10 protein-coding genes are annotated in these 21446 nt (G+C 68.6%); 3 read left to right on the forward strand and 7 right to left on the reverse strand.

Annotated features, from left to right (window positions below):
- From AOQ37_RS27135 to AOQ37_RS27150, 4 genes are all read right to left on the reverse strand, one after another.
- Positions 1 to 4179, reverse strand: a complete 4179-nt coding sequence (locus AOQ37_RS27135) for an Eco57I restriction-modification methylase domain-containing protein (RefSeq protein WP_107085305.1) — start codon at positions 4177 to 4179, stop codon at positions 1 to 3.
- On the reverse strand, positions 4176 to 7394 hold the full coding sequence (gene drmD / locus AOQ37_RS27140) for a DISARM system SNF2-like helicase DrmD (protein ID WP_062647814.1): 3219 nt from the start codon (positions 7392 to 7394) through the stop codon (positions 4176 to 4178). Before drmD ends, AOQ37_RS27135 begins: the two co-directional genes overlap by 4 nt.
- Positions 7395 to 7505: 111 nt before the next feature.
- On the reverse strand, positions 7506 to 9101 hold the full coding sequence (locus AOQ37_RS27145) for a serine/threonine-protein kinase (protein WP_062647816.1): 1596 nt from the start codon (positions 9099 to 9101) through the stop codon (positions 7506 to 7508).
- A 74-nt stretch (positions 9102 to 9175) separates the two neighbouring features.
- On the reverse strand, positions 9176 to 10120 hold the full coding sequence (locus AOQ37_RS27150) for a serine/threonine-protein kinase (protein WP_234437011.1): 945 nt from the start codon (positions 10118 to 10120) through the stop codon (positions 9176 to 9178).
- A gap of 72 nt (positions 10121 to 10192) precedes the next feature.
- On the opposite strand from AOQ37_RS27150, the gene AOQ37_RS27155 reads away from it, so the two are divergent.
- Entirely contained in the window at positions 10193 to 12346 is a 2154-nt protein-coding gene (locus AOQ37_RS27155) for a UvrD-helicase domain-containing protein (protein WP_062647818.1), read from the forward strand.
- 63 nt (positions 12347 to 12409) lie between these two features.
- Here the strand turns inward: AOQ37_RS27155 and AOQ37_RS27160 are convergent, their stop codons facing one another.
- A complete protein-coding gene (locus AOQ37_RS27160) occupies positions 12410 to 14995 on the reverse strand; it encodes a GmrSD restriction endonuclease domain-containing protein (protein WP_062647820.1) in 2586 nt (861 codons plus the stop codon).
- Positions 14996 to 15376: 381 nt separating this feature from the next.
- Positions 15377 to 15640, reverse strand: a complete 264-nt coding sequence (locus tag AOQ37_RS39045; protein WP_234437012.1) for a helix-turn-helix domain-containing protein — start codon at positions 15638 to 15640, stop codon at positions 15377 to 15379.
- A gap of 482 nt (positions 15641 to 16122) precedes the next feature.
- Between AOQ37_RS39045 and AOQ37_RS27175 the strand changes: the two genes are divergently transcribed.
- Both AOQ37_RS27175 and AOQ37_RS27180 read left to right on the forward strand, forming a co-directional pair.
- On the forward strand, positions 16123 to 17169 hold the full coding sequence (locus tag AOQ37_RS27175; protein WP_078890371.1) for a tyrosine-type recombinase/integrase: 1047 nt from the start codon (positions 16123 to 16125) through the stop codon (positions 17167 to 17169).
- Positions 17170 to 17642: 473 nt separating this feature from the next.
- Complete coding sequence (locus AOQ37_RS27180; protein ID WP_062647826.1) at positions 17643 to 19676, forward strand: N-6 DNA methylase; 2034 nt, start codon at positions 17643 to 17645, stop codon at positions 19674 to 19676.
- A gap of 193 nt (positions 19677 to 19869) precedes the next feature.
- Here AOQ37_RS27180 and AOQ37_RS27185 read toward each other — a convergent pair whose 3' ends face one another.
- Positions 19870 to 21351 (reverse strand): serine/threonine-protein kinase, encoded by a 1482-nt coding sequence (locus tag AOQ37_RS27185; RefSeq protein ID WP_062647828.1) that lies wholly within the window; start codon positions 21349 to 21351, stop codon positions 19870 to 19872.
- Between the last annotated feature and the right edge of the window lie 95 nt (positions 21352 to 21446).

Below are 21446 nucleotides of genomic sequence, written 5' to 3' on the forward strand. Positions count from 1 at the left end.
TCAGAAGAGCAGCCCCTCGCGTACTGCTGCGGGCGACTGAAAATGTCGCTGGTGATTAAGCTCCAGGAGTCGGTCCAAGATCTCGGTAAGAGTACGCATCGGGAACGTGTAGCGCACGCCTTGACGAGTTTCATGGAACCCATGTTCCAAGTTCAGGTCGCTCCACCCGTAGGCTGCCGACACAGCCTCGTCCACAGCTCGATGGCAATCTCGTACAGCTGCAATCTCGGCATCTCCGACAGAAGGATCATGGACGAGGTTGTAGAGCTTGGTCAGACCAAGGCTGCGCTCCGCCATGATCTCAGCTCGCAGCTGATCAAGGCGGGCACCCGCATCTGCCATGCCTGATGAGTAGGTAGGACGTGGAAGCGTCTCGAACACGTCTGACGGTGAGTAGTTGAGGTCAGCCTTCATTGTGGACGAGTTACGCCATGCCCAACATGTATGGAACGAACTACTGAGGAACGCGAGATCCCCGTCGGAAGCGGACGCAAAAACGGCCAACTTGTGCGAAAGGACCTGTCGGCTTGGGACTCGGGCCGGCATCACGGTTCGGGACACGAGTGCTACCACCAAGACACGTTCGCGGCCGGAGATGGCTCGGTACAAGTCCATGGCGGGCCGGGTGAAGCGCCACCAGATCTCACGACGCTGTCGGTTGTTGTTCTTGAGTCGCTCGGGCTTCACGTCGCGTTCCACGATGGCGAATACTTCAGGGTATTCACGGGCCCGCTCCTCGGGCCAGTCATGGAAGTTGATCACCCAGCGGCTCGCCGAGCAGTCCGGACGGGAGTTGAGGTCCTCGCCGTTGAGGTAGGGGAAGAGGACGTCGCGGTTGCGCGGGTCGCGCTGGATGAGCTCCTCGGCCTGCTGGGGCGACAGGATGAAGCCCTTGCCTAGGACGTAGGAGCCGATATAGGCGCCTGGTCGCCCCGAGGCGTCCCCAGATACCAGTCGATACGGCCGCCCCTTCACCCGTGACTGTGGATCCAGCGACGTCGTGATGCCCCGAACCTTCTCGCCGTCCAGCACTCTGTCCGCCTCGTTCGCGAGCGGCGGCACCGAAGTCCAGACGGCGCAGTACTCCAAGACCGCCGACTTTGAAGGCCAGGGTGCGCTCTTCACCGCCCGCCGGATGCTGACCTTCCTCTTCTCCTCCAACTGGTCCAGGCCGACCTCACGGGTGTCACCTTGAGCCAGAGTGTTGGTAGCGATGAGCCCCGTCTGGCCATGCTTGTTGAGGAGCTGGTGAGCGCGGAGTTCAAAGTAGGCCACCAAGTCGGCGCTACCACGCTTCTTGTCGGCGAGGTAGTCGACCATGTACTCGCGGTACGCCTCGCCCAGGGCGCCCGTGAGTTTCTGGCCGCCGAGGAACGGCGGGTTGCCGATGATCGCGTCGAAGCCGCCATGTTCCGTGAAGACTTCAGGGAAGGTCAGGGGCCAGTGCAGAGGTCGTCGGGCCAGCCCTCCGCTCGGGGCTTCGGAGGAAAGCCACTCTTCAGCGGTGGCATGGGCTTCCCGCACTTCATCCGAGTCTTCCGAAACCTCCTCGTCGATGATCCGTTCCACGATGAGCTCAGCCTGCGGGAAGAGATCCTTGATGCGCTTGCCGCCGTCCTCCACGTACCACTCGACGCGTCCCGAGGCACAGGTAGCCAGTGCCGCACCGGCGAGAAGGTCGCCGACAAGCCGTAGCCGTGCGGAGTGGCGGTTCACCTCGGAGAGCTTCTCCCGTTTACGCTGCAGCGCGACCAGGTCCACACCCCTGACCGAAGTGATCGCCAAGCGAAGGTCCTTGAGTTCCTTGGCCTTCTTCTTCAGTGCTTCCGCGCGCTCGTCGGCGTGCTTGGTGAGCAGGCTGCGCTTCTCGGTCGGTTCCAGGTGTTCCGCTCTGATCTGCTCCATGTTGTGCACACCCAGCAGCGAGTCCCCCGCCACCAACCGGTCGTCCAGGAAAGTGAACGGACGCGTCGGGTCCATGGAGACCAACCACAGCGAGAGCTTGGCCATCTCCACGGCCATGGGGTTGATGTCCACCCCGTACAGGCAGTGCTCGATCACCTGGCGCCGGGCCTCGATCACTACCGGGTCGGACTCCGCGTCCGCTGCAGTGACCGCGTCAACAGCGCGCCCCGCCCGGTACTTGACCGCCTCCTCGCGGCCCTCCCGCTCCCACGCCTCGATCAGCCGATCCCCCAAGTACCGGCAGGCGGCCACCAGGAACGCCGCCGAGCCCATCGCGATGTCCGCGACCTTCAGCTCACGGATCCGCTCAGCTGTCTTCGGCACCCAGGCATCCCTGTCCGCCGTCTGGAGCGGACCCGGCTCGTACACCAGCGGCTCCAGCGCGTGCAGCACGACCTCCTCCGCCAACCGGCGCGGGGTGTAGTGCGTACCCGTGTTCTTCCGCAGCGAGGACTCCGTCACGAACAGCGCGCCCGCCGGGATGACCACCGGCAGGTCCCGCAGGTCCCTCCGAATCACACCGAAGAAGGGCAGCAGACGTTCCGTCAGGGCCGCGTCGCGGCAGGCTGCGAGCAGCAGACGCCTCGCCTCCGTCGCGGCCTCCGCCTTCGCCGGGGCCAGCAGCTTCTCCAGACGCACCGCGCTCGCCGGCGGCTTGGGGTCCTTCCACGTCTCGTAGATCTTCTTCGCGAGGGTCTTCACGTCCCTCGACGTGGCCGCCAGGGACTCCAACTCCCTCAGCGGTACCTCGTGTTCCACGCCGTCCGGGCCGATGAGGCCGACCATCATCTCGACGGCGCGCCGGGCGTCGTACGAGAGCAGGCCCTCGTACACGTAGCCGATCTCCTCCACGCCCAGCGCGCGGAAGCTGAGCGTGCGGGTCTCCCTCTGCCTGCCCGTGCCGACACGGACCTCCTGCACGGACTGGAGCATGTGCAGCACCGTGCGGTCGTCGATGGGGAGAAGGGGGAAGCTGTTCTCCAGCCAGGGGTACTTGTCCGGATCGAAGATGGAGCCGTCGTACGCCGGGAGTTCGAGCTCAGGGTGCAGCACTCCGCCGTGCACGGCGTGGAACAGCGCGATCAGGCGGTGCCAGGCGGCGGTCGTGTACTCCAGGGAGGCCTCGCCCTCGGCGTCGGCGCGGGACTTCAGCTCGGCGCGCAGGAAGCGGGCGGAGTAGGAGCGGGCGTAGACCTCGTTGTCGGCGGGCAGCAGTCCGCGTTCCTCGGCGAAGAGGAGGAAGACGACGCGCATCATGACCGCGACCGCGCCCCGGTAGACCTCGCTCGCCTCGACGCCGCTCGCGCGCAGGCCGGGGGTACCGCGTTCCATGGCGCTGGCGTCGGCGCGGCCGATGGCGTCCACCAGTTGCTCGACGGCCTGGCGGACCTGGATGCCGAGGGCCTCGGTGACCTCGTCGCCCGCGTCGAGGCTCTTCCTCAGCAGACCGACCAGAGTCTCGGACTCGTCGTACTCGAAGAAGCGACGGCGGCGCAGCAGGGAGACGAAGGCGCGGACGACCGTGCGTTCGGCGGCCTCGTTCCAGCCGATGGCGTCGAAGACGGCCGTGGTCGTGACGCCGCCGACCGGGGCCCAGACCAGGCACCACCAGCGGCCGTCGGTGACCAGGCCGAGGGGTACGTCGTGGTGGCGCAGGAGTCGGGCGAGGCGGTCGGCGGGGCCGGCCGCCCAGTCGTCGCCCCAGCTCGGGCGGGCCGTTGGGGCGGTGCCGCTGGGGATGGTCATGCCCAGCACTCGTACGCGCTTGGCAGCAGACCCCGTGTCCGGTTCGGCGGCGAGTTCCGTACCAGGCTCGGTTAGCGCGAAGTCGGCGCGGACACGGGCGTTGTGCTCGTGGACGTCGAGAGTGAGGCGGTCCAGGGCGAGGTCGTCGTCCTGGCCCTCGCGCAGAACAAGCGCATCGCCCCACTCCAGCAGCGAGCGCAGGATGTAGCCGGTCCACTCGTCGCGGCCGGCGTTGGTGTCGGCCTGCCAGTCGGCGTGGCGGGCGCGCAGCCGGGTGCGCTGGTCCTTGTCGAGGGCGTCGAGCTGGGGCCAGGCCTGGAGCAGGACGGGCATGGTGAGGAAAGGGCCGGAGACCTCGGTGAGGTCCAGCCATTCCTGGTGCTGGCCCCGGCCGTCCATGGCCTTGGCCCTGGCGGCGGCGACTCCGCGGGAGGAGCCACGGAAGGAAGAGGCGGCGGAGCGGCTCATCGGCTGGCTTCCTTTGCGGGGATCACGACGACGACGGCGACGGGGAAGAGGTGGGAGCGCGGCTCGTAGTAGCGGGCCGCGATGGCGGCGAGTTCGCGCTCGCGTTCGGCGGTGAGGCCTTCGATGCGAGCCTGCCAGCGGTCCCGGTCCTCGCGGTACTGGCGCTGTTCGGCGGTGGTGACCTCGCGGGTGCCGAAGAGAGCGATCTGCTCGTTGTCGTCGTCGCCCTCCTCCTTGAGCTTGGCGCGCAGGGTGGCCTCGAAGCGGTCCAGGGTGGCCCGGATGCGGTTCTCCTCCTCGGTGCGGCGGGCGGCCAGCGCCGATTCGAGGGAGGTGCCGCGTTCACGGGCGCGGGCGGTGAGGGAGTCGTGGAGGGGCTTCTCCAGCCGGGACCAGGCGTCGGTGAAGGCGTGCCGCAGGTCGGGGGCGGCCTCGGCGCCGTCGGCGAGCGCGCGGGCGAGGACTGCGCCCTGGGTGCGTACGGACTCCCAGCGGCGGAAGCGGCCGGTGTCGCCGAACCAGCCGCCCGCGTAAAGGATCTCCTCGTGAAGGCGGGTGCCATCGTTGCCGACGAGGACGTAACGGGCGTAGGCGGAGACGAGGGCCGTCTCGACGGCGGGGTCGTCGGTAACGACGGCGGTCACGCGGTGCAGACCGACGGTGTCGGCGTTCCACACGGCGGCCGTGAGCAGGCGGGTGGAGAGGGCGACCAGCGGGTGCTTGAGGTGGGCGAGCACCACGTCGTCGCGGCCGAGGGCAGCGACCTGCGGGGTGAATGTGACGGGGCGCTGCTCGGCTGGGCGAAGTTTGTGGGCGAGGCCGCGGGTGGCCCGTTCCCAGGTGCCGGAGAGCGGCGGGACGGTCCAGAGGCCTTTCATGTCCTCGTTGTAGTGCGGAGTCAGGGGCTGCTGGTGGTCCAGGGTGAGGGCGGTGTCGACGACCCGTTTGATGTTGGCTGGGGTGAGGCCAAGGGCGTCCACGGTCTCCTGGTACTGCTCGGCGAGGCGCTTGGCCTGCGCAGTGACGTTCTGCTCGGCGGCGACGGTGCCGCCAGTGCGGCGACCGGCGATCTGCTTGGGCTTGGCGTTGTCGATGTCGACGGGGGTGGTGTCGCCGGTCATACGGCGCTGTACGGCGTCGGCGATGACGGCGTTGACGGAGCCCAGGTCGGCTTCAGTGCGGGCGATCTTGCGGGCGATGCGGGAGAGGAACTCCAGGTCGGCCTCGTAGGATCCGGCGGCGGCGTTCTCCCAGCCGGCGCCGATGAAGTGAGTGATCTCCGGGTCGGTCTTCTGGCCCCAGCGGTCGATGCGGCCGATGCGCTGTTCGAGCTTGTTGGGGTTGAAGGGGATGTCGTAGTTGAACAGGCGGTGGCAGTGGTTCTGGAGGTCGATGCCCTCGCTGGCGGCGTCGGTGGCCAGCAGGATGCGGACCTTGCCCTCGTCGGTGGCGGGATGAGCCTGGAAGCCGAGGCGGATGTCCTCACGGTCGTCTGTGCTGAGTCCGCCGTGGAGGACGGCGACGCGGCCGCCGTCGGTGAGTTCCTGCTGCTGGAGCAGGTTGAGCAGCCATTTCTGGGTGTCGCGGTACTCGGTGAAGATCACGACGCGTTCGTTGGTCCAGAACTGGCCATCGGGGCGGCAGATGGCCTTCAGCTCGCGGATGAGCGCGTCGGCCTTGGAGTCGGCGGCGGCCTCGTGGGTCAGTGCCCAGCGCTCCATCTGCTGGAGAAGGGCGAGTTCCTCGCCGTCCTCCTGCGGGGTGAGGCTGGTTGAGCGCGTGAGGGCGTCGTCCTCTGCCTCCGCCAGGCCCAGGTCGTCGAGTTCGGCGACGAGGTCGGAAAAGTCCTCCAGCCAATCGGGGACTTCGGCAGCGGCCGAGCGGGAACGGGTCCGGGTGTCGTCGAGGTGGGAGAGGTAGACCTGGACGGTGTGCAGGAAGGCGGCCGGGGAGGAGAACAGCCGCTTCTTCAGCAGGAGAGTGACCAGGTCGGCGGCGCGGCGGCCGCCGCGGGCCTTTGGGGTCATCCGCTTGCGGCGAAGGTCGGAGAAGCTGCTGAGCACGCCGTGGATCTCGCGTTCGGTGTCGGTGTACTCGACGGGGAGTTCGCGGGTGCGGCGGGTGCGGAAACGGGGGGAGCCGTCGGGGTTGGTGATGGTGGACTTCAGGCGTCGGACGACGGTCTCCTTGCGGGCCTGCTCGTCGGGGTCGACACCACGGGCGAACTTCTGATTGTCGATGAGCTCCAGCAGCGCGGTGTACGACTCGGGGTAGCCGTTGTGCGGGGTGGCGGAGAGGAAGAGGCGGTGCTCGAAGTGCGGGACGAGCCGCCGGATCAGCTTGGTCTGCTGGGAGTCGACGGCGTACACCTGCTTGGGCGCGGCGGGTGCCACGTGGTGGGCCTCGTCGAGGACTAGCAGGTCGAAGAAGCGGCGGTCGGTTCCGTCCTCCCTCGTCTCCTGGCGGGTCGGGACGACCTCGTCGAGGAGGCGCTGCGCCTTGGTGCCGCGCAGCCAGGGCAGGGACACGATGGTGAGCGGGTGGACGCGGAACGGGTTGGCGGCGGTGCCGTGGGTGCGGCGCAGCCGGGCGCAGCGCTCGGCGTCGACGATCGTGAAGTCCAGGCCGAACTTCTCTGCGAGTTCGTCGCGCCACTTCAGGGTGAGGCCCGCCGGACAGATCACCATGACGCGGTGGGCACGCCCTCGCAGCAGCAGCTCCTGGACGACGAGGCCAGCCTCGATGGTCTTGCCGAGGCCGACGTCATCGGCGAGGAGCAGGTTGACACGGGGGGCGCCGACCGCGCGGGAGACGGGTTCGAGCTGGTAGGGCTCGACGGCGACGCCGGAGCGGAACGGCGCCTGGAGGGTCTTGACGTCGGCGGAGGCGACGGCCGACCAGCGGACGGCGTCGAGGAACGCGGCGAGACGGGACGGCGGGTCGTACTGTCCGGTCGACGCGTCGGGCAGGGAGCCGCGGTCGAGGACACGGCGGCCGGGCTCGACTTCCCAGATAACGGAGAGGGTGTCCCCGAAGCGGCCGTCGGCGACGGACTGGAGGTGGACGAGGGTGGCGGCGCGGCCGTCGGAGGGCGGGGCGGGTTCCACCCTGCTGACGACCCAGCTCTGACCCCGTACTTCGACGAGCTCACCGTCCCCGGGTAGTCGCTCCTGAGGAGCCGCCGCACCTCGCTCCCGGTGAGCCGTCTGCGTCATCGGTGTTCCGCCTCCCCTTGGCCTGGCATACGGCCAGAACACTACGCAATACAGGGCCTTCGCCCCGCCTCCTGCAGTAAGCTAGCACCGACGGATTATTGTGAACTAAGTTCACGAACCTCTTTCGGAATCCGTCAGCATCCACTCCAATCGGGCGATCAGGCTATCTGTCCGCGCGCGGCGTTCGTCGTCAGCCGGGAAAAACCGCTGCTGCTCCTGCCGCAGAGCGGTGAGCTGGTCACGCGCCTCGCGCAGCCGTCCCATCCGGGCAACGAGCGAGCCGATCCGGAACCTGGTGTCGAACACGCGCCAATCGGCGGCGCCGAAGACGGTCCGCTGCACGGGCAGGAGACTCTCGAACTCGTGCAGCGCCTCGGTCGTGTGCCCCAGCTCGGCCAGACATGTGGCCGAGCCGGCCCGGCAGGCCAGTACATCCGGGTCGGTGGCCGGGCGGCTGCGGCGGAGCGCGTCGCCGAGTGCGGAGTAGCCGCCGTGGGCGCGGGTGAACTCTTCCGACTTCACCAGCAGGTCGCACAGTGTGAGCCGCGCCGCCACGGTCTCGCTGTCGCCGAGCGGGCGGCCCGTCTCGTGCAGCATCCGCTCCAGCGAGGCGGCAGCCGCCGCGTGGTCGCCCCGGGCGGCCTGGTCGAGGATCTCTTGAGGTATGGCGGCGGCCGGGGCGGGGTCTGCGGTAGGCGCGGGGCGCGGGGCAGGGATCGGCCCGGAAAGGGAGTGGCCGGCCGGGGGTGATACGGACACGGAAGCGGACCGCAGGGCACCGGAGCCGGTGGCTGCCGCGCTGCCCGGCTTGGCAGACGTGCTCCCGGAGGTGGCGGACGTTCTCCCGGTGACAGCCCGGCCGGGCGACCGGGTGAGCCATGGGCGTGCCGCGCTGCGGACCTCTTCCGTCGAGGGGCGGTCGTCGGGGGACTTTGCCAGCAGTTCCATGATGAGGGAGGCGAAGCCCGCGGGTATGTCACCGCGCAGATCGCCGAGCCGGGGCGGTTCCTCGTACGCGTGCCGGTAGAGGAGTGTTACGGCCGTCCCCGCGGTGAAGGGCGGTCGGCCCGCCAGGATCTCGTACAACACACAGCCCAGGGCGTACAGGTCGCTCCGCTCCGTCGCCCGCCCGCCGTCCGCCTGTTCCGGTGCGATGAACCCGGGTGTGCCCAGCACTTCCTGGGTGCGGGTGAGCCGGGGTTCGCCGACGTCCGGCTCCAGGGCCGCCGCGATGCCGAAGTCGAGCACCTTCACCGTGCCGTTCGGCGTGAGCATCAGGTTGGACGGCTTCAGGTCACGGTGGACGACGCCGATGCGGTGGGCGTGGGCCAGGGCGTCGGCCGCTTGTGCGGCAACCTCGGCGGCGAGGTGGATCGGGAAAGGGCCGTTGCGCTTGAGGAGCCGGGAGAGGGTATCGCCCTGCACGAGTTCCATGACGAGGTACAGTCCGTCGCCGTCGTCTCCGTCGAGCCGACCCGAGTCGTACACGACCGGCACGCTCGCGTGGCGGATCCGGGCGGTGAGGCGGGCCTCGCGCAGGAAGCGCTGTTCCATGCGGTCGAGGTCGACACCGCGGCCGCCCGCCGACAGGAACTTGACTGCGACGGGCCGGTCAAGCCGCAGGTCCCGGGCCGACCACACGTCGCCCATGCCACCGCGGCCCAGGCGGTCGATCAGCTCGTAGTGTCCTCTGATCCGTCGTGTCACGCCGTACTCGGCCCCCTGCCCAGTTCGTGCGGTCGCCCGTACGGCATATTCTCACGCTCCTGGTGATCGGGTGGTCACACCGGGTACGGGCCCTGCGGGAGCACGAACGGTCGGCGCGGGTCCTCGGTACCGAAGCCGCGCAGGGTGCCGGGGCCGGGGCGGGCGGCGGGCAGCCACGGTCCGAGCGCGCCGTACACCTCGGCGGCCGAGGAGGGCCGATTTTCGCGGCCCTTAGCCATCAGGGCGAGGGCCAGTTCCTGGAGCGCGTCCGGTACGGGGACGCCCGCCGTGGCGAGGCTGGGCGGCGCGTCGTGCAGATGCCCGCGCAGGACGGCCAACGGCCGCTCCGCGGGGAAGGGCGGGGTTCCGGCGAGCATGTGGTGCAGCAGGCAGCCGACGCTGTACAGGTCGCTGCGCCCGTCGAGCGCCGCGTCGCCCGACAGCAGTTCGGGCGACGCGTAGCGGAGGTTGCCGGGCTGCTCACCGGTGGCGGTCAGTCTCGGGCCCTCGTCCGCCATCAGTTTCACCAGGCCGAAGTCCAGGATCTTCACCACGCCGTCGCGACGGATCATGACGTTCTCGGGCTTCAGGTCCCGGTGGACGAGACCTGCGGCGTGCGCGGCGGCGAGGCCGGAGCAGATCTGGGCGGCGACGGCCGCTGCGGACGCCACGTCGAGCCGTTCCTCCTCGGCCTCGTCGATGACTGTACCGAGCGTCGCCCCATCGACGAGCTGCATCACGAGCCAGTGGGTGTCACCGGTGACGGCCGCGTCGTGGACGGTGGCGATGTTGTCGCTGTCGAGCGCCGCCGCGGCCTTCGCCTCCCGTACGAAGCGGCGCCGCGCCCGCTCGCGGTCCTCCGCCTCGGCGAGGAGTTCCGCGGCGACTGTCTTGACGGCGACAGGACGCCCCAAGTGCAGGTCGCGTCCCTGCCAGACCTGCCCCATGCTGCCGCGTCCAAGAGGACGGTCAAGTGCGTAGCGGTCGCCGAGCACGGTGCCCTGGCCGATGGTGTGCACGAACTCCCCCTCCTGGCGGGGCGATCAGTAAAGTGATCGTAGTTCCTGGAAGGCTGGCCGGAGGGGGCGGGGATGGCGACGCTGGGCATGCACCGGGACTTTCTGATGGAGTTCGCCACGCTGGAGAAATCCGTCCAGAAACGCGTCTTCGAGGTGTTCGAGAAGTTCGCGGCAGCCAAGCACGCGGGACTGCACCTGGAGAAGCTCACGCACCAGAAGGATCCGCGGCTGCGGACCATCCGGATCACCGACTTCTGGCGCGGCGTCGTCCTCAAGGCGGAGTCCGGCGACAGCTATCTGCTGTTGAGGGTGCTCCCGCACGACAAGGCCAACGACTGGGCGGCGAAGCACCGGGCGTCGGTGAACGAGGCCACCCAGGGCATCGAGATACGCAACGATGTGGCCCTGGAGCGGGCCACGGCTGGGCTGCGTGCGTTGGCCGCCGACGAGCCGTCCCGTCTGTTCCCCGCCGCGGAGTATCCGGACAAGGTGCTGCGCAGCCTCGGGGTCGACGAGGAGATCCTGCCGATCATCCGGCTGGTCCCCGACGAGGCCCACCTGGAGGCACTGCACAAGGTGCTTCCCGAGCAGCAGTACGACGTGCTGCTCGGGCTCGCGACCGGTATGAAGCCCGAGGAGATCGACCGCGAGCTCGTGCAGGCGTACGCCCGGACAGCCGTGCGGAGCGCCCGGGCCTCCGAGGGCGACGAGCTGGGCACCGCGATGGGCCGCTCACGCGGCCGTATCGCCCTCGTCTCCGGAGCCAATGAACTGCTGGAGATCCTTCAGCGCCCCTTCGACGCCTGGCGGGTCTTTCTGCATCCGAGCCAGTACCGGGTGGCCTACCAGGAGAGTTACGCCGGCTCGGCGCGGGTCACCGGCGGGCCGGGTACGGGCAAGACCGTCGTGGCGCTGCACCGGGCGTACCACCTCGCGCGGGGCCTGCCCGCCGACGCGCCCGACGGCTGTGTACTGCTGACGACCTACACGAAGGACCTGGCCGCCGAACTGCAGCGCTGCATGGAGCTGCTGATCACGGAGGACGCTGTCCGCGCGAAGATCCGGGTGGTGAACGTCGACGCCCTGGCCAACGAGATCGTACGGGCGGACCGCGGCGGCGCACCGCTGAAACTGGTCTTCGACCAGAAGGAGATCACCGCTCGGTGGGCGCGGATCGCGCGACGCTTGAACCTCGACTTCACGGACGTCTTCCTCGACCAGGAGTGGCGGCACGTCGTCGTCGCGCATGCCGTCGCCACTCCCGAGGAATACCTCAAAGTGTTGCGGACAGGCCGTGGGAGCGGGCTCGGGCCGCTGAAACGCCTTCAGGTGTGGCGTGCGGTCTCCGCTTTCGAGGAGCAGCTGCGCCAGGCCGGGGAATGGACGTTCCTGCAGGTGTGCGCCGAGGCCGCACGTGTCCTGGACGGGAGCGGCAAGCGGCCCTTCCGGCATGTCGTCGTCGACGAGGCACAGGACCTGCACCCCGCCCAGTGGCGGTTCCTGCGGGCCCTCGTCGGCTCCGGCGCCGACGACCTGTTCCTCGCCGGGGACACCCACCAGCGTATCTACGGCAACCGGGTCTCGCTTCGCTCGCTCGGCGTCGAGGTCGTCGGACGCTCGTACCGGCTGCGGGTCAACTACCGCACCACGCAGGAGATCCTCGCCTGGTCCACCGCGCTGCTGACCGGAGAGAAGCCCGACGACATGGACGAGGGGAAGGAGACCCTGGCTGGCTATCGCTCCACGATGCACGGCGAACGGCCCGAGACCGCGGGACACGCCTCGAAGCCCGAGGAGATGGCGGCGCTGGTGGCCCAGGTGGAGAAGTGGGCCGCCTCGGGCGTGGATACGGAACACATCGGCATCGCGGTGCGGTTCATCCAGTTCGGGCGGGACATCGCCAAGGCCCTGGAACGCGCCGGGATCCCTTCTTTCGTCCTGGGGGCCGGGCGCAGTGGTGCGGGGGTGCGGATAGGGACCATGCACCGGATGAAGGGGCTGGAGTTCCGCTGCGTCGCCGTGGCCGGGGTGATGGACGGCACGGTTCCGATGAAGTCCGCCGTGACTCCGGTGGACGTCGACGCGCAGCAGCACCAGGAGGATGTGAATAGCGAGCTGAGCGTGCTGTTCGTGGCGTGCACGCGGGCGCGGGAGGCACTGCGTGTGTCCTGGCACGGGACGCCGAGTCCGTTCCTGGCACCAGTCATCAGCGGTCCGCGTCCGTAGCACTTTGGGTTCGACGGGTGTGGGGCCCATGCGTTCTCGGGCCTCACACCCGTGATGACAACGTCAGAGCGTGTCCGGACCGTCGTCCATCATGCGGCGGGCCTCAGCCAGAGCGGCGGTCTGCGCGAACCATTCCAGCACCACGCAGATCTCCTCGCTGTGCCCGGAGAAGACCTCCAGGGCGAAGGATGGACGCAGGTCCAGTTTGGCCTCCGCCAGGTCGATGCCCTCGATGCCGTTCAGCCGGATCATCAGCTCCCGGCGCATTGGCTCGTCATCGAACGGAGGCCGCCGCTTCAAGTATTGGAAGACCACTTCGACAGTGCCCGCGACTGGGTAGATCCCCAGCGGCCAGAGCGCACGGGCGGTGTCGCGCGTGTCGCCGAACCGCACCATTGGGAAGCAACTGGTCTCGTCGGCTCGGCCGTAGGCAAGGTGGCCGCCCTGCTGCTCCCAATAACGCAGTGCGCCGAGGACGCCCTGCACGGTCTCCTCGGTCTGGTTGTCGCGGAGTTGGGCTTCGAACCGGTCGGCCTTTGTCTGCTGCTCGACTTCGGCCTGCGCGGATGGCACGGACTCATCCGCGGTGTCCCTGCCGAGCAGGGTAGCCAGGTCGGCGGTGGTCAGCCGGTGGGACCGGCGGGCCCGTCCCGCGTCGTCGAAGCGAACTCCCTCCGCTTCCAGGCGGGTTCGCGCGTCGCCGGACTCCTTGCCGTCCGGCCACCGGAAGCCCGCCGAGACGCGGCCGTCCGCCGTCAGCACGCGGTACGCGCCGTGCAGACCAACCCTGGTCGCCAGGTGCTGGCCCACTGGGACGGCATGGGTGCCGATCAGTGCCGCCACATCGCCGTACGTCGTCCACGTGCCGGCCGGCATGGCGAGGAGCGCAGCCCGGAGTTCCTTCCAGCCAGCCCACTCGTCCTCTGCTTGGACGACTCCCTCGGCGGGGCCGGGCCACAACCTCACGGCTTTGTCCGCCAGTTCGTCGGCGCGGGCGAGAATCTCCTTCCTCGCCCACCGTTCCTCGGCGGCGATCCGCTGGTTCATGCGCAAGGCGCTGGCGTCGAGGATTTCCTGCTTGCGGCGGAAGGGGTGGTTCGACAGGCGCGCGTTGTCCGCGGAGAGGGTGAGGTTGCCCAGGGTGTGGACGAGCAGGGCGTGGAGTTCGTCCGGGCTCTGGCCGTCCTCGGCGTCCTCGGCGAGAAGGTCGTACCATTGCTGGGCCGGGCTCTGCGGCAGCACGTGCTCGACGGTGAGGGATGCCTTGGCGTAGTCCACGGGCTCACTACCGTCATAGCTCTCCTCCAGTCGGCGCAGCACCTGGAACCGCTGGTTGCTGCGGCCCGCCTTGTAGAAGGGGCGGGTGCGGACAGCCTCGCGCAGCGCTTCGTCGCCGGGCCAGACTCGTGCCCCCGTCCTGTTCCGGGACAGGAAACGGCGTACGGCGTCCGCCGGGTCGTCGTCCTTCTCCAGTTCCTTGGGCATCTCCATGAAGACCCGGTTGCTGCCCGTGGTGGACAGGCCCGCCAAGAGGCGGCGCACCATGTAACTCTCGGCGTAGGCCAGCGCTCGGGCGGCCTGCTGGGGCGTGGCCCGGCCGTCGTCGACACGGTCGAGCAGCTGGAGCGCCAGCGGGTAGTGGGTCTGACCGCCCCAACGGAACAGCCTCTCCAGGACCTCTCGCAGTTCCGGGTCCGGCTCCCGCCGAGGCTCCAGGATGCGCATCAACCGTTCGGCCCGCCGGGCGAGGGAGGCGATCTCGGCCTCCAGTGCCGCCTCGTCGGTGCTCAGTGGCTCCAGGCGCTTCTTCTGGTCGCGGTAGATCTCGCTCTGCTTGGCCCGGCTGTTGCCAGCCACAACCAGATCAAGCCAGACGAGCAGTTCGAGGTTGTCGGGACCGAGGAGCTCCTGCATAGGCAGCCAGTGGTTGCGGTAGACCGACTCGCCACGGGTCTGCAAGCACATGAAGAGGTAGTTGCGCAGCAGGTCGCTCTGGCGGAGACCGACACCGGTGTTGTTGATGGACTCGAAGATGCGGTAGACGTTGTCGCCTTCGGCCGCGGTGATCTCGACGATGGACACCAGACTGCTCAGGACGGTTTCCACCGCGCCCGTCCACGCTTCGCCGCCGTTCTCCTCGCCCTCCGTGAGGACGGCCACGAAGAAGCGGTAGGCGGCGCCCACATTGCCGGGGCCACCGGCCTTGGGGGTGTTCTCGACGCACGCGGTGAAGGCCTCGCGGTCCGCCTGTGTCGGCAGGAGACGGTAGTGGTCGTCGCCGTTGCGGTACCTGTTGACGAGCACGAGGTCGTGAATGCGGTCGGCGTCCCGCTCGGCGCCGCGCTCCCGGTAGCGGTCACGCAGCGCGGTGAGGGCCAGCATGAGGGTGGTGAGCCGCTGCTGCCCGTCGACGACGAGCCAGCGCTGCATACCTCCCGCGGTGATCCTTCCCGGGGCGAGCACCACGGAGCCGAGGAAGTGGGTCGCGGGCGTCCTGCCCTCCAGGTGCTCCTCGACCAGCTCCAGCACGTCGTCCCAGAGCTGCTGCAGCTCGTCCTGCTGCCAGCTGTATGTGCGCTGGTAAAGCGGCACCTGGAACTGCTTCTCGCCTTGGACGAGCTCCTTGAACGTGGTCTCCTGAGCGTGCACGCACCCCTCCCCGCTGTCTGCCGGGCCAGCTCATACTCCCCCATCGGGTTGGGATGGCCTCTGCCCCGACTCGATCACCAGCGGTGACACTATCGGCCGAGCCTCAGGCGCACACCTCGTTCCCCCGTCATCGGGGAGGTCGTGGGGAACTCGCGGTTCCGGAGGCACTCACCCGACAACGACACGGATCGGGCCCGACAACAGCCGCGGAACTCCGCGTGGGCTGCCCACAGGGGATAGCAGCAGTACAGCAATCAGCCGCCCGGACACGCCAAAACGTCATGCCGTTCGGGCACCGCCGAGTTCATGGCCAGTCGGCGAGGGGGCGGTGGCGATTGAGCTCCTCAGAAAAATGACCACCAACAAAGTGCTTATCCCACATCAGTGCGAGATGGATTTTTCGGGTTCTCCCCCAATATGGTTGACGAGCCGCCCTGGTTCCACACCAAGCCCCGCTGCGATGCCGAGGAGTGTCAGCACGCTGAGATTGCGCCTCCCGTGCTCGATATAGATGAGGCCTCGAAAGCTCAATCCGCTGCGTTCAGCAAGCTGCTCCAAGCTGTAACCGCGCTCTTCTCTGAGGCGTCGAATTTGCAGACCGATGGCCAGGAGTCGCGGATCGGGCGGCGATGAGCTTTCAGACACATGGTGACTCGACCGTCAACCCATCAGGTACACCATGAACAGCTGTGCATAACTACTTCCCGTAGTGGAAAGTCTGCGCGGGGAACGGATAGAGCAGCACACCGTCGGCCGTCGTCAGCACTCGCGTGCTGGCGTTGATGGCTGTGGGCAGGTCCTGTTCGCAGCCATCAACGGAGCACTCGGGCTCCGAAGCCAACGCGAGGTCAACAAGGCCGAGGGGTAAACAGTAGACAGGCAGGCGGGATTTCATGGGCAGGCCAAACGAACCTTTTGACCGCTGGCACAAGACGTATCCAAAACCGGACCGCGGGGAGATCCCATGCCGCTGTGGAACGACACGTCGCCCGCTGTATCCCTCATCGGATCACGGGCGAGGACTCCAATGGCAAGCCCGATACGCGGACTCCAACGGTAAACAGTACCGTCGCTCCTTTGCCGCCTGGCAGGAGTGCCGCGACCATCTGGATAATCTTCATGCAGCCATGCAGTTGGGTACATCGGGTAACCCGGGTGCAGTCAGCCTGCCTGTCGAGTTCTACGCGAAACAGTTGATCGAGAGGAGGCGCAAGAGAAACAAAAACGCCAACACGACAAATACCTACGAGAGCCATCTTCGGAATCACATCCTGCCGTTCGCCGGACGCCGGCCCGCGAGCGCGCTACGCCGCCGGGACTCCACGGCGCTAGTCGACTGGCTCCTCGTCAAACCCAGCCTCAGTTCCACGTGCACGGTCGTCCAGATCTTCAAAACTTGGCGGATTCTTGTGCACTACATGCTGGACGAGGACGTTCCACTACCGTCCAACGTCGTGGCGCGCATCGACCTTCCGGACGTCACACAGCGCGTAGCGGTCGCGCTGTCACCCGGACAGGTCGCAGCCATCGCAGCAGCCATGCGCAAGGTGGCGCCCCGCTACGAGATCCTGATCTGGCTCGCCGCGTGCGCCGGGCTCCGTCAAGGTGAGGCCTTTGGGTTGAGGCAAAGCCAAGTCATGCAGAGCCAGGACCGGCTCTGCATCAAGGAGCAACGGCAGCGCGGCAAGGCCGTAGGGCTCAAGACCAAAGCCAGTTACGCCACGCTGCCAGTGGACCACTTCCTGATCGAGCAGCTGACCCAGCACAGTTCACAGTTCGTTGAACCGGAGCTCGTTTCGCCATACACCGAGCAGCGCCGCAGGGCGCGCGGCTACGCGGAGCCACCGGGCGAGGACCTCATCGTCACCAACCGCTTCGGCAGGCCTGTCCTGCGCAGCGATTTTCATGACAAGTGGAAAAGGGCCGTGAGGCTGGCCGGGCTTCCCGGAACGACACGTTTCCACGATCTCAAGCACTTTTACACCACCACGCTCGGCTCCTCCGGTAATCACGATCCGAAGACCGTGCAAGCGCTCTCCCGGCATGCCGAGTTCTCCGAAACCTGGGACACTTACGCCCATCCTCCACTCGCCGTGGAGCATGTCACGGTCACTGCGTTCAGCTCCGCCTTCGCACACATCGCGCAACACAGTTCGTGCCACGAGCAACCTTGACGGCTCCCTGCTGCTCGGCGAGCGGCCTCTGCGCCCGGGGCATGGGTCCGGAGCTGGCCGACTCCGTGGATGGCAGGTGCGCGACTGGCAGGCTGCCGGGGTCACTTCCCCGAAGATCGCGGTCTGCGCGGTTCGAGATGCACGCTGCGTAGATCAGCGAGCTCGCCAAGGCGAGGCTTCCGGTGGTGCGGGTCGAGGAGAGGGAGCCCGCCGACACGGTCGGCGTTTAGGTGTCGAGCCTGTACAGCGTCAAGGGGCTTGAGTTCTACTGCGTGGTCGTGGCCGGGATGTCCGTCTCCGCATTCCCGTTCCTCGATCAGGTGCATGGAGCGTCTGAACGACCATGCCTGACCTGTGAACAAAGTCAATGGCCGTAGTAGCCTGACGGACGTAAGAGGAGAAGGGTGGCTCGATCACGCACCCACCGTCGGGGGCAAATCCTCGTTCGCCCAAGAAACGCCCTGGGAGTGCAGATGACCACGCCTCGCGCCGTACCGGTGACTCTGGCCGAAATCGCCCGCCTCGCCGGCGTCGGGCGGGCTGCCGTCAGCAACTGGCGGCGGCGGCATCCGACCTTCCCCCAGCGCATCGCGGGCACCGACGTCAACCCCCAATTTTCCATGACCGACATCGAGAACTGGCTGCGCGAGAACAAGAAACTCAAGAAGTCCGTCGAGCGGGAATGGCTCTGGCCCCGCTTCGAGGTGCTCGGCGGACGCGACGAGACCGGGGATACCATCGCACGGACGGGACGGCTCCTCGCCAGCCAGGAGGACGAGGATTGTGGCCAACTCCCCCCTGAGGCTGCGGAATTGATCGACCGGACCGTGGCGCTGGGGCGGCGCGAGGGGGAAGCCGAAACATTCGCGTTCCTGCTGCGCCGGTGGCTCGATGTCCACGTACGCCAGATCGCCACGACGCCGGAACCCCTGGCAGCACTCATGGCGAGCCTCGCTCTCAGCGCGGCCACCAGCGCTGGGAGCGGCTCGAACAGCGTCACAGTGATGGATCCGGCCTGTGGCACCGGGCACCTGCTCGTAGCCGGGGCCGAAGCGGTGAAGGCAGCCGGAGGCGGGGAGCCCACCCTGCTCGGCGGTGACCGCGACCCTGTCCTCGCCGCACTTGCGGACGCCCGCCTGAGACTCGCTGAGAGGGAGGGCGGGCGGGCCGTCATCGATGTGCGAGCTGGCGACTCGCTGCGCGACGACCCCTTCGCCGATGACCCCGCCGACATCGTCCTGTGCAATCCGCCCTTCAGCGAACGGGACTGGGGATATGAGGAGCTCGCCACCGACTCCCGCTGGAGCTACGGGCTGCCCCCGCGCACCGAGCCCGAACTCGCGTGGGTCCAGCACTGCTTGGCCCGGCTGCATCCCGGCGGCGCCGCTGTGCTGTTGCTGCCGCCCGCCGTCGCGGCCAGGAAGGCCGGACGACGAATCCGCGGTTCGCTGCTGCGCACCGGCCACCTCCGGGCCGTCGTCGCACTGCCGCCGGGATGCGCGGCACCACACAGCGTCTCCCTGCACCTGTGGCTGCTGCAAACGCCCGTGCCCGGGAAGGAGAAGCAGGCGGGCGGGCGACTCCTGGTCGCCGACGCCGCGTCACGCTTCCCCCGGGATTCCACGCGGGAGAGCGCCCCCGCCCCCGACTGGGCATCGATCGGCGCCTTCGTCCGCGAGGCCGTCGAGCAGGCCGACTCCCCGCAGCTCCCCGCCTACGTCGCGCAGGTGCCCGTCATCGAACTCCTCGACGACGAGGTCGACCTCACCCCGGGACGCCACATCAGCCCGTCCCCAGCGGACACCGCGCCCCGACTGGCCGCGTCCTGGGGGGAGTTCACCGCACTCACCGCAAGCGTGGACAAGTCGGCGCAGCTGCTCGCCGCGCTCGACCTCGTCGCAGCCACGGCGGACACACCGACAGCGACCACCGTCGCCGAACTCGCCCGGGCCGGTGCACTCACCCTGCGCGGCGGCCAACAGCCACCGGAGAAGTCGATCAGCACCAGCCCCTCGTCCGACGGCGACATCCCCTTCCTCACCGTTCCCGACCTATTGGGGACGGGGGAACCCGGGGGCTGGCTCGCCTCCGACGGCGATTCGGCCCGCGAGGCCGTGATCGTCCAACCCGGGGACATCGTGGTCGTGGGCGTGGCGCGGAAATTCTCCGCCTGGGTCCACGAGGGGCCGCCGACCGCCCTCGGTCCGCAGCTGCATGCCGTGCGGGTGCAGCCCGAGCAGCTCGACGCCTGGTTCCTCGCCGGTTCGCTCCGCGCCCCGGCCAACGCCCGGCAGGCCGGCACCCACACGACGAGTTCCTCCCGCATCGACGTCCGCCGCCTCCAAGTCCGCCAGGTCCCGCTCAGCGAACAGCGCCGCTACGGCGAGGTTTTCCGTGAACTGGACTCCTTCGAGCGGGTGTTGCGCCGCGCCACCGACCTCGGCGCGGACCTCGTCCGCGACCTCGGCGACGAAGTCGCGGCCGGACGCCTGGCGGGCGGGGCGTAGGACGGCGAGCGTGACACGGTGGCCGGGTCCGTCTGGCTCACGCAACGCTCTGCCGCCAACTGTGAGCGTCATGCGGCCCGGCCTGCGCGGACCGTGCTTACGTACTCGTGTCCGTGGGACCGGCGGGTAGTCTCCGGTCGTCCGCAGGATGCGGCCGTGCGTCGACGACATCGCCCAGCTGCTCAGCGAGCGGTCACGCCCCCACATCCCCCGGGTCCGCCAGGCGGGCCGAGAGCTGGGTGTCGACCGCGACGCGTACGGCCTCGACGCGGGCCGCGAGATCCAGTGTCAACCCGGCGGCGGTGCGGCCCGCCGCCTCGACCGCCCTGATGGCGGACTCCAGCTCACCGAAGGCGAGGCGGCACTCGGCGAGGCGCAGCCGGATGACCGCCCGTTCGGCCCGCTCGGCCGGGCCGTCCCCGTGGATGAGGTCGTCACCGATGGCTCGATAAAGACGGGTCGCGGAGCCGAAATCGCCGACCAAGCGGAGTCCGTCCGCCGCTGCCTGCCACACACGGCGTACCAGGGGACGACGCTCTCCCCACTCGCTGCGGACCCGTTCCGTCAGGCCAACCAGCACGGCGGCCGCGTCGCCCGGCTCGCCGGAGGCGATCTCCGACTCGGCCTGCGTGCACAGCTGGTCGACTGCACCCTGATCCAACCACTCCTCCTCGGTCGACGCGGATTCGGCGGGCGAGGGAGCGGGGGCGGGGCGGCGCGGGGCCCGCTCCTGCGGCCGACGCAACGGGGCGGTGGGGTCGGGGTGCGTACGCGGACTGGGCCCTGGGGCACCAGGCCGAGGCGCGAACGGGGCCAGCATCGCCAGCACCTCGCCGACGGCGGGACGCTGCTCGGGCTTCTTGGCAAGCATCCGTACCACCAGATCTTCGATCGGCTCCGGGATGCCCGCGGCGTACACGCTCGGCGGCAGCGGCTCCTCGTGGAGGTGCTTGTCGGTCAGGCCGGAGTCCGCACCGAGCGGGAACGGGGGCCGTCCGGTGAGGAGTTCGTAGAAGATGCAGCCGAAGCAGTAGACGTCCGTACGAGCGGTCGGCTCCAGCTCCAGGAGCTGTTCCGGCGCCAGATAGCCACGGGTGCCCAGCGTCGAACCGTGCGCCGTGTACCGCGTGGCATCGGCGCGCAGTGGCTTGGCGATCCCGAAGTCGATGAGGACCACCGCGCCCTCGTCGTCAATCATGATGTTCGCGGGCTTGAGGTCCCGGTGAACAACGGGGAGCGTATGCGCACAGGCCAGTGCCCCGGCCATCTGCGCGGCGACGGCGACCGCCGTGGCAAGGGGCAGGGGATTGTGCTCGTCGAGGAAGGTCCGCAGGCTCACCCCGTTCACCAGTCGCATGGCGATATACGGCACGCCCTGGTGCGATCCGCTGCCGTACAGCTCCGTGATACCCGGGTGGTCGAGCGTACCCAGGAGGCTGGCCTCACGCCGGAACCGGGCGTTCCTGACTGCGAGTTCGGCCTCCCGCTCGTACGGTTCGAGGCAATAGAGGGCCTCGGAGTCGTGGCGCAGGAACTTCACCGCCACCTCCCGGCCCCCGGACACCTCGCGGGCCCGCCAGACCTGGGCCATCCCGCCCTTGCCGAGCGAGTCTCTCAACTCGTAACGCCCGTCGATGAGATCGCCCGCACTGGGCCTGTACGTATCCGCGTCCACCGCCGTGCCCCTTTGCGCTCCTGCTTTATCAGGCACACCAGAGTAGCGTGAAGGGAGCATCACGCGAGTAGTCCATGGACTGAGTTCACAAACGT

The sequence above is a fragment of the Streptomyces maremycinicus genome (assembly GCF_001184025.1).
Classification (GTDB): Bacteria; Actinomycetota; Actinomycetes; order Streptomycetales; family Streptomycetaceae; genus Streptomyces; species Streptomyces maremycinicus.

Bases quoted from the DNA above. Each gene is read 5' to 3' on its own strand.
- AOQ37_RS27135 (WP_107085305.1), bottom strand. From the start codon at position 4,179: ATGAGCCGCTCCGCCGCCTCTTCCTTCCGTGGCTCCTCCCGCGGAGTC.
- drmD (WP_062647814.1), bottom strand. From the start codon at position 7,394: ATGACGCAGACGGCTCACCGGGAGCGAGGTGCGGCGGCTCCTCAGGAG.
- AOQ37_RS27155 (WP_062647818.1), top strand. From the start codon at position 10,193: ATGGCGACGCTGGGCATGCACCGGGACTTTCTGATGGAGTTCGCCACG.
- AOQ37_RS27175 (WP_078890371.1), top strand. From the start codon at position 16,123: ATGCAGTTGGGTACATCGGGTAACCCGGGTGCAGTCAGCCTGCCTGTC.
- AOQ37_RS27180 (WP_062647826.1), top strand. From the start codon at position 17,643: ATGACCACGCCTCGCGCCGTACCGGTGACTCTGGCCGAAATCGCCCGC.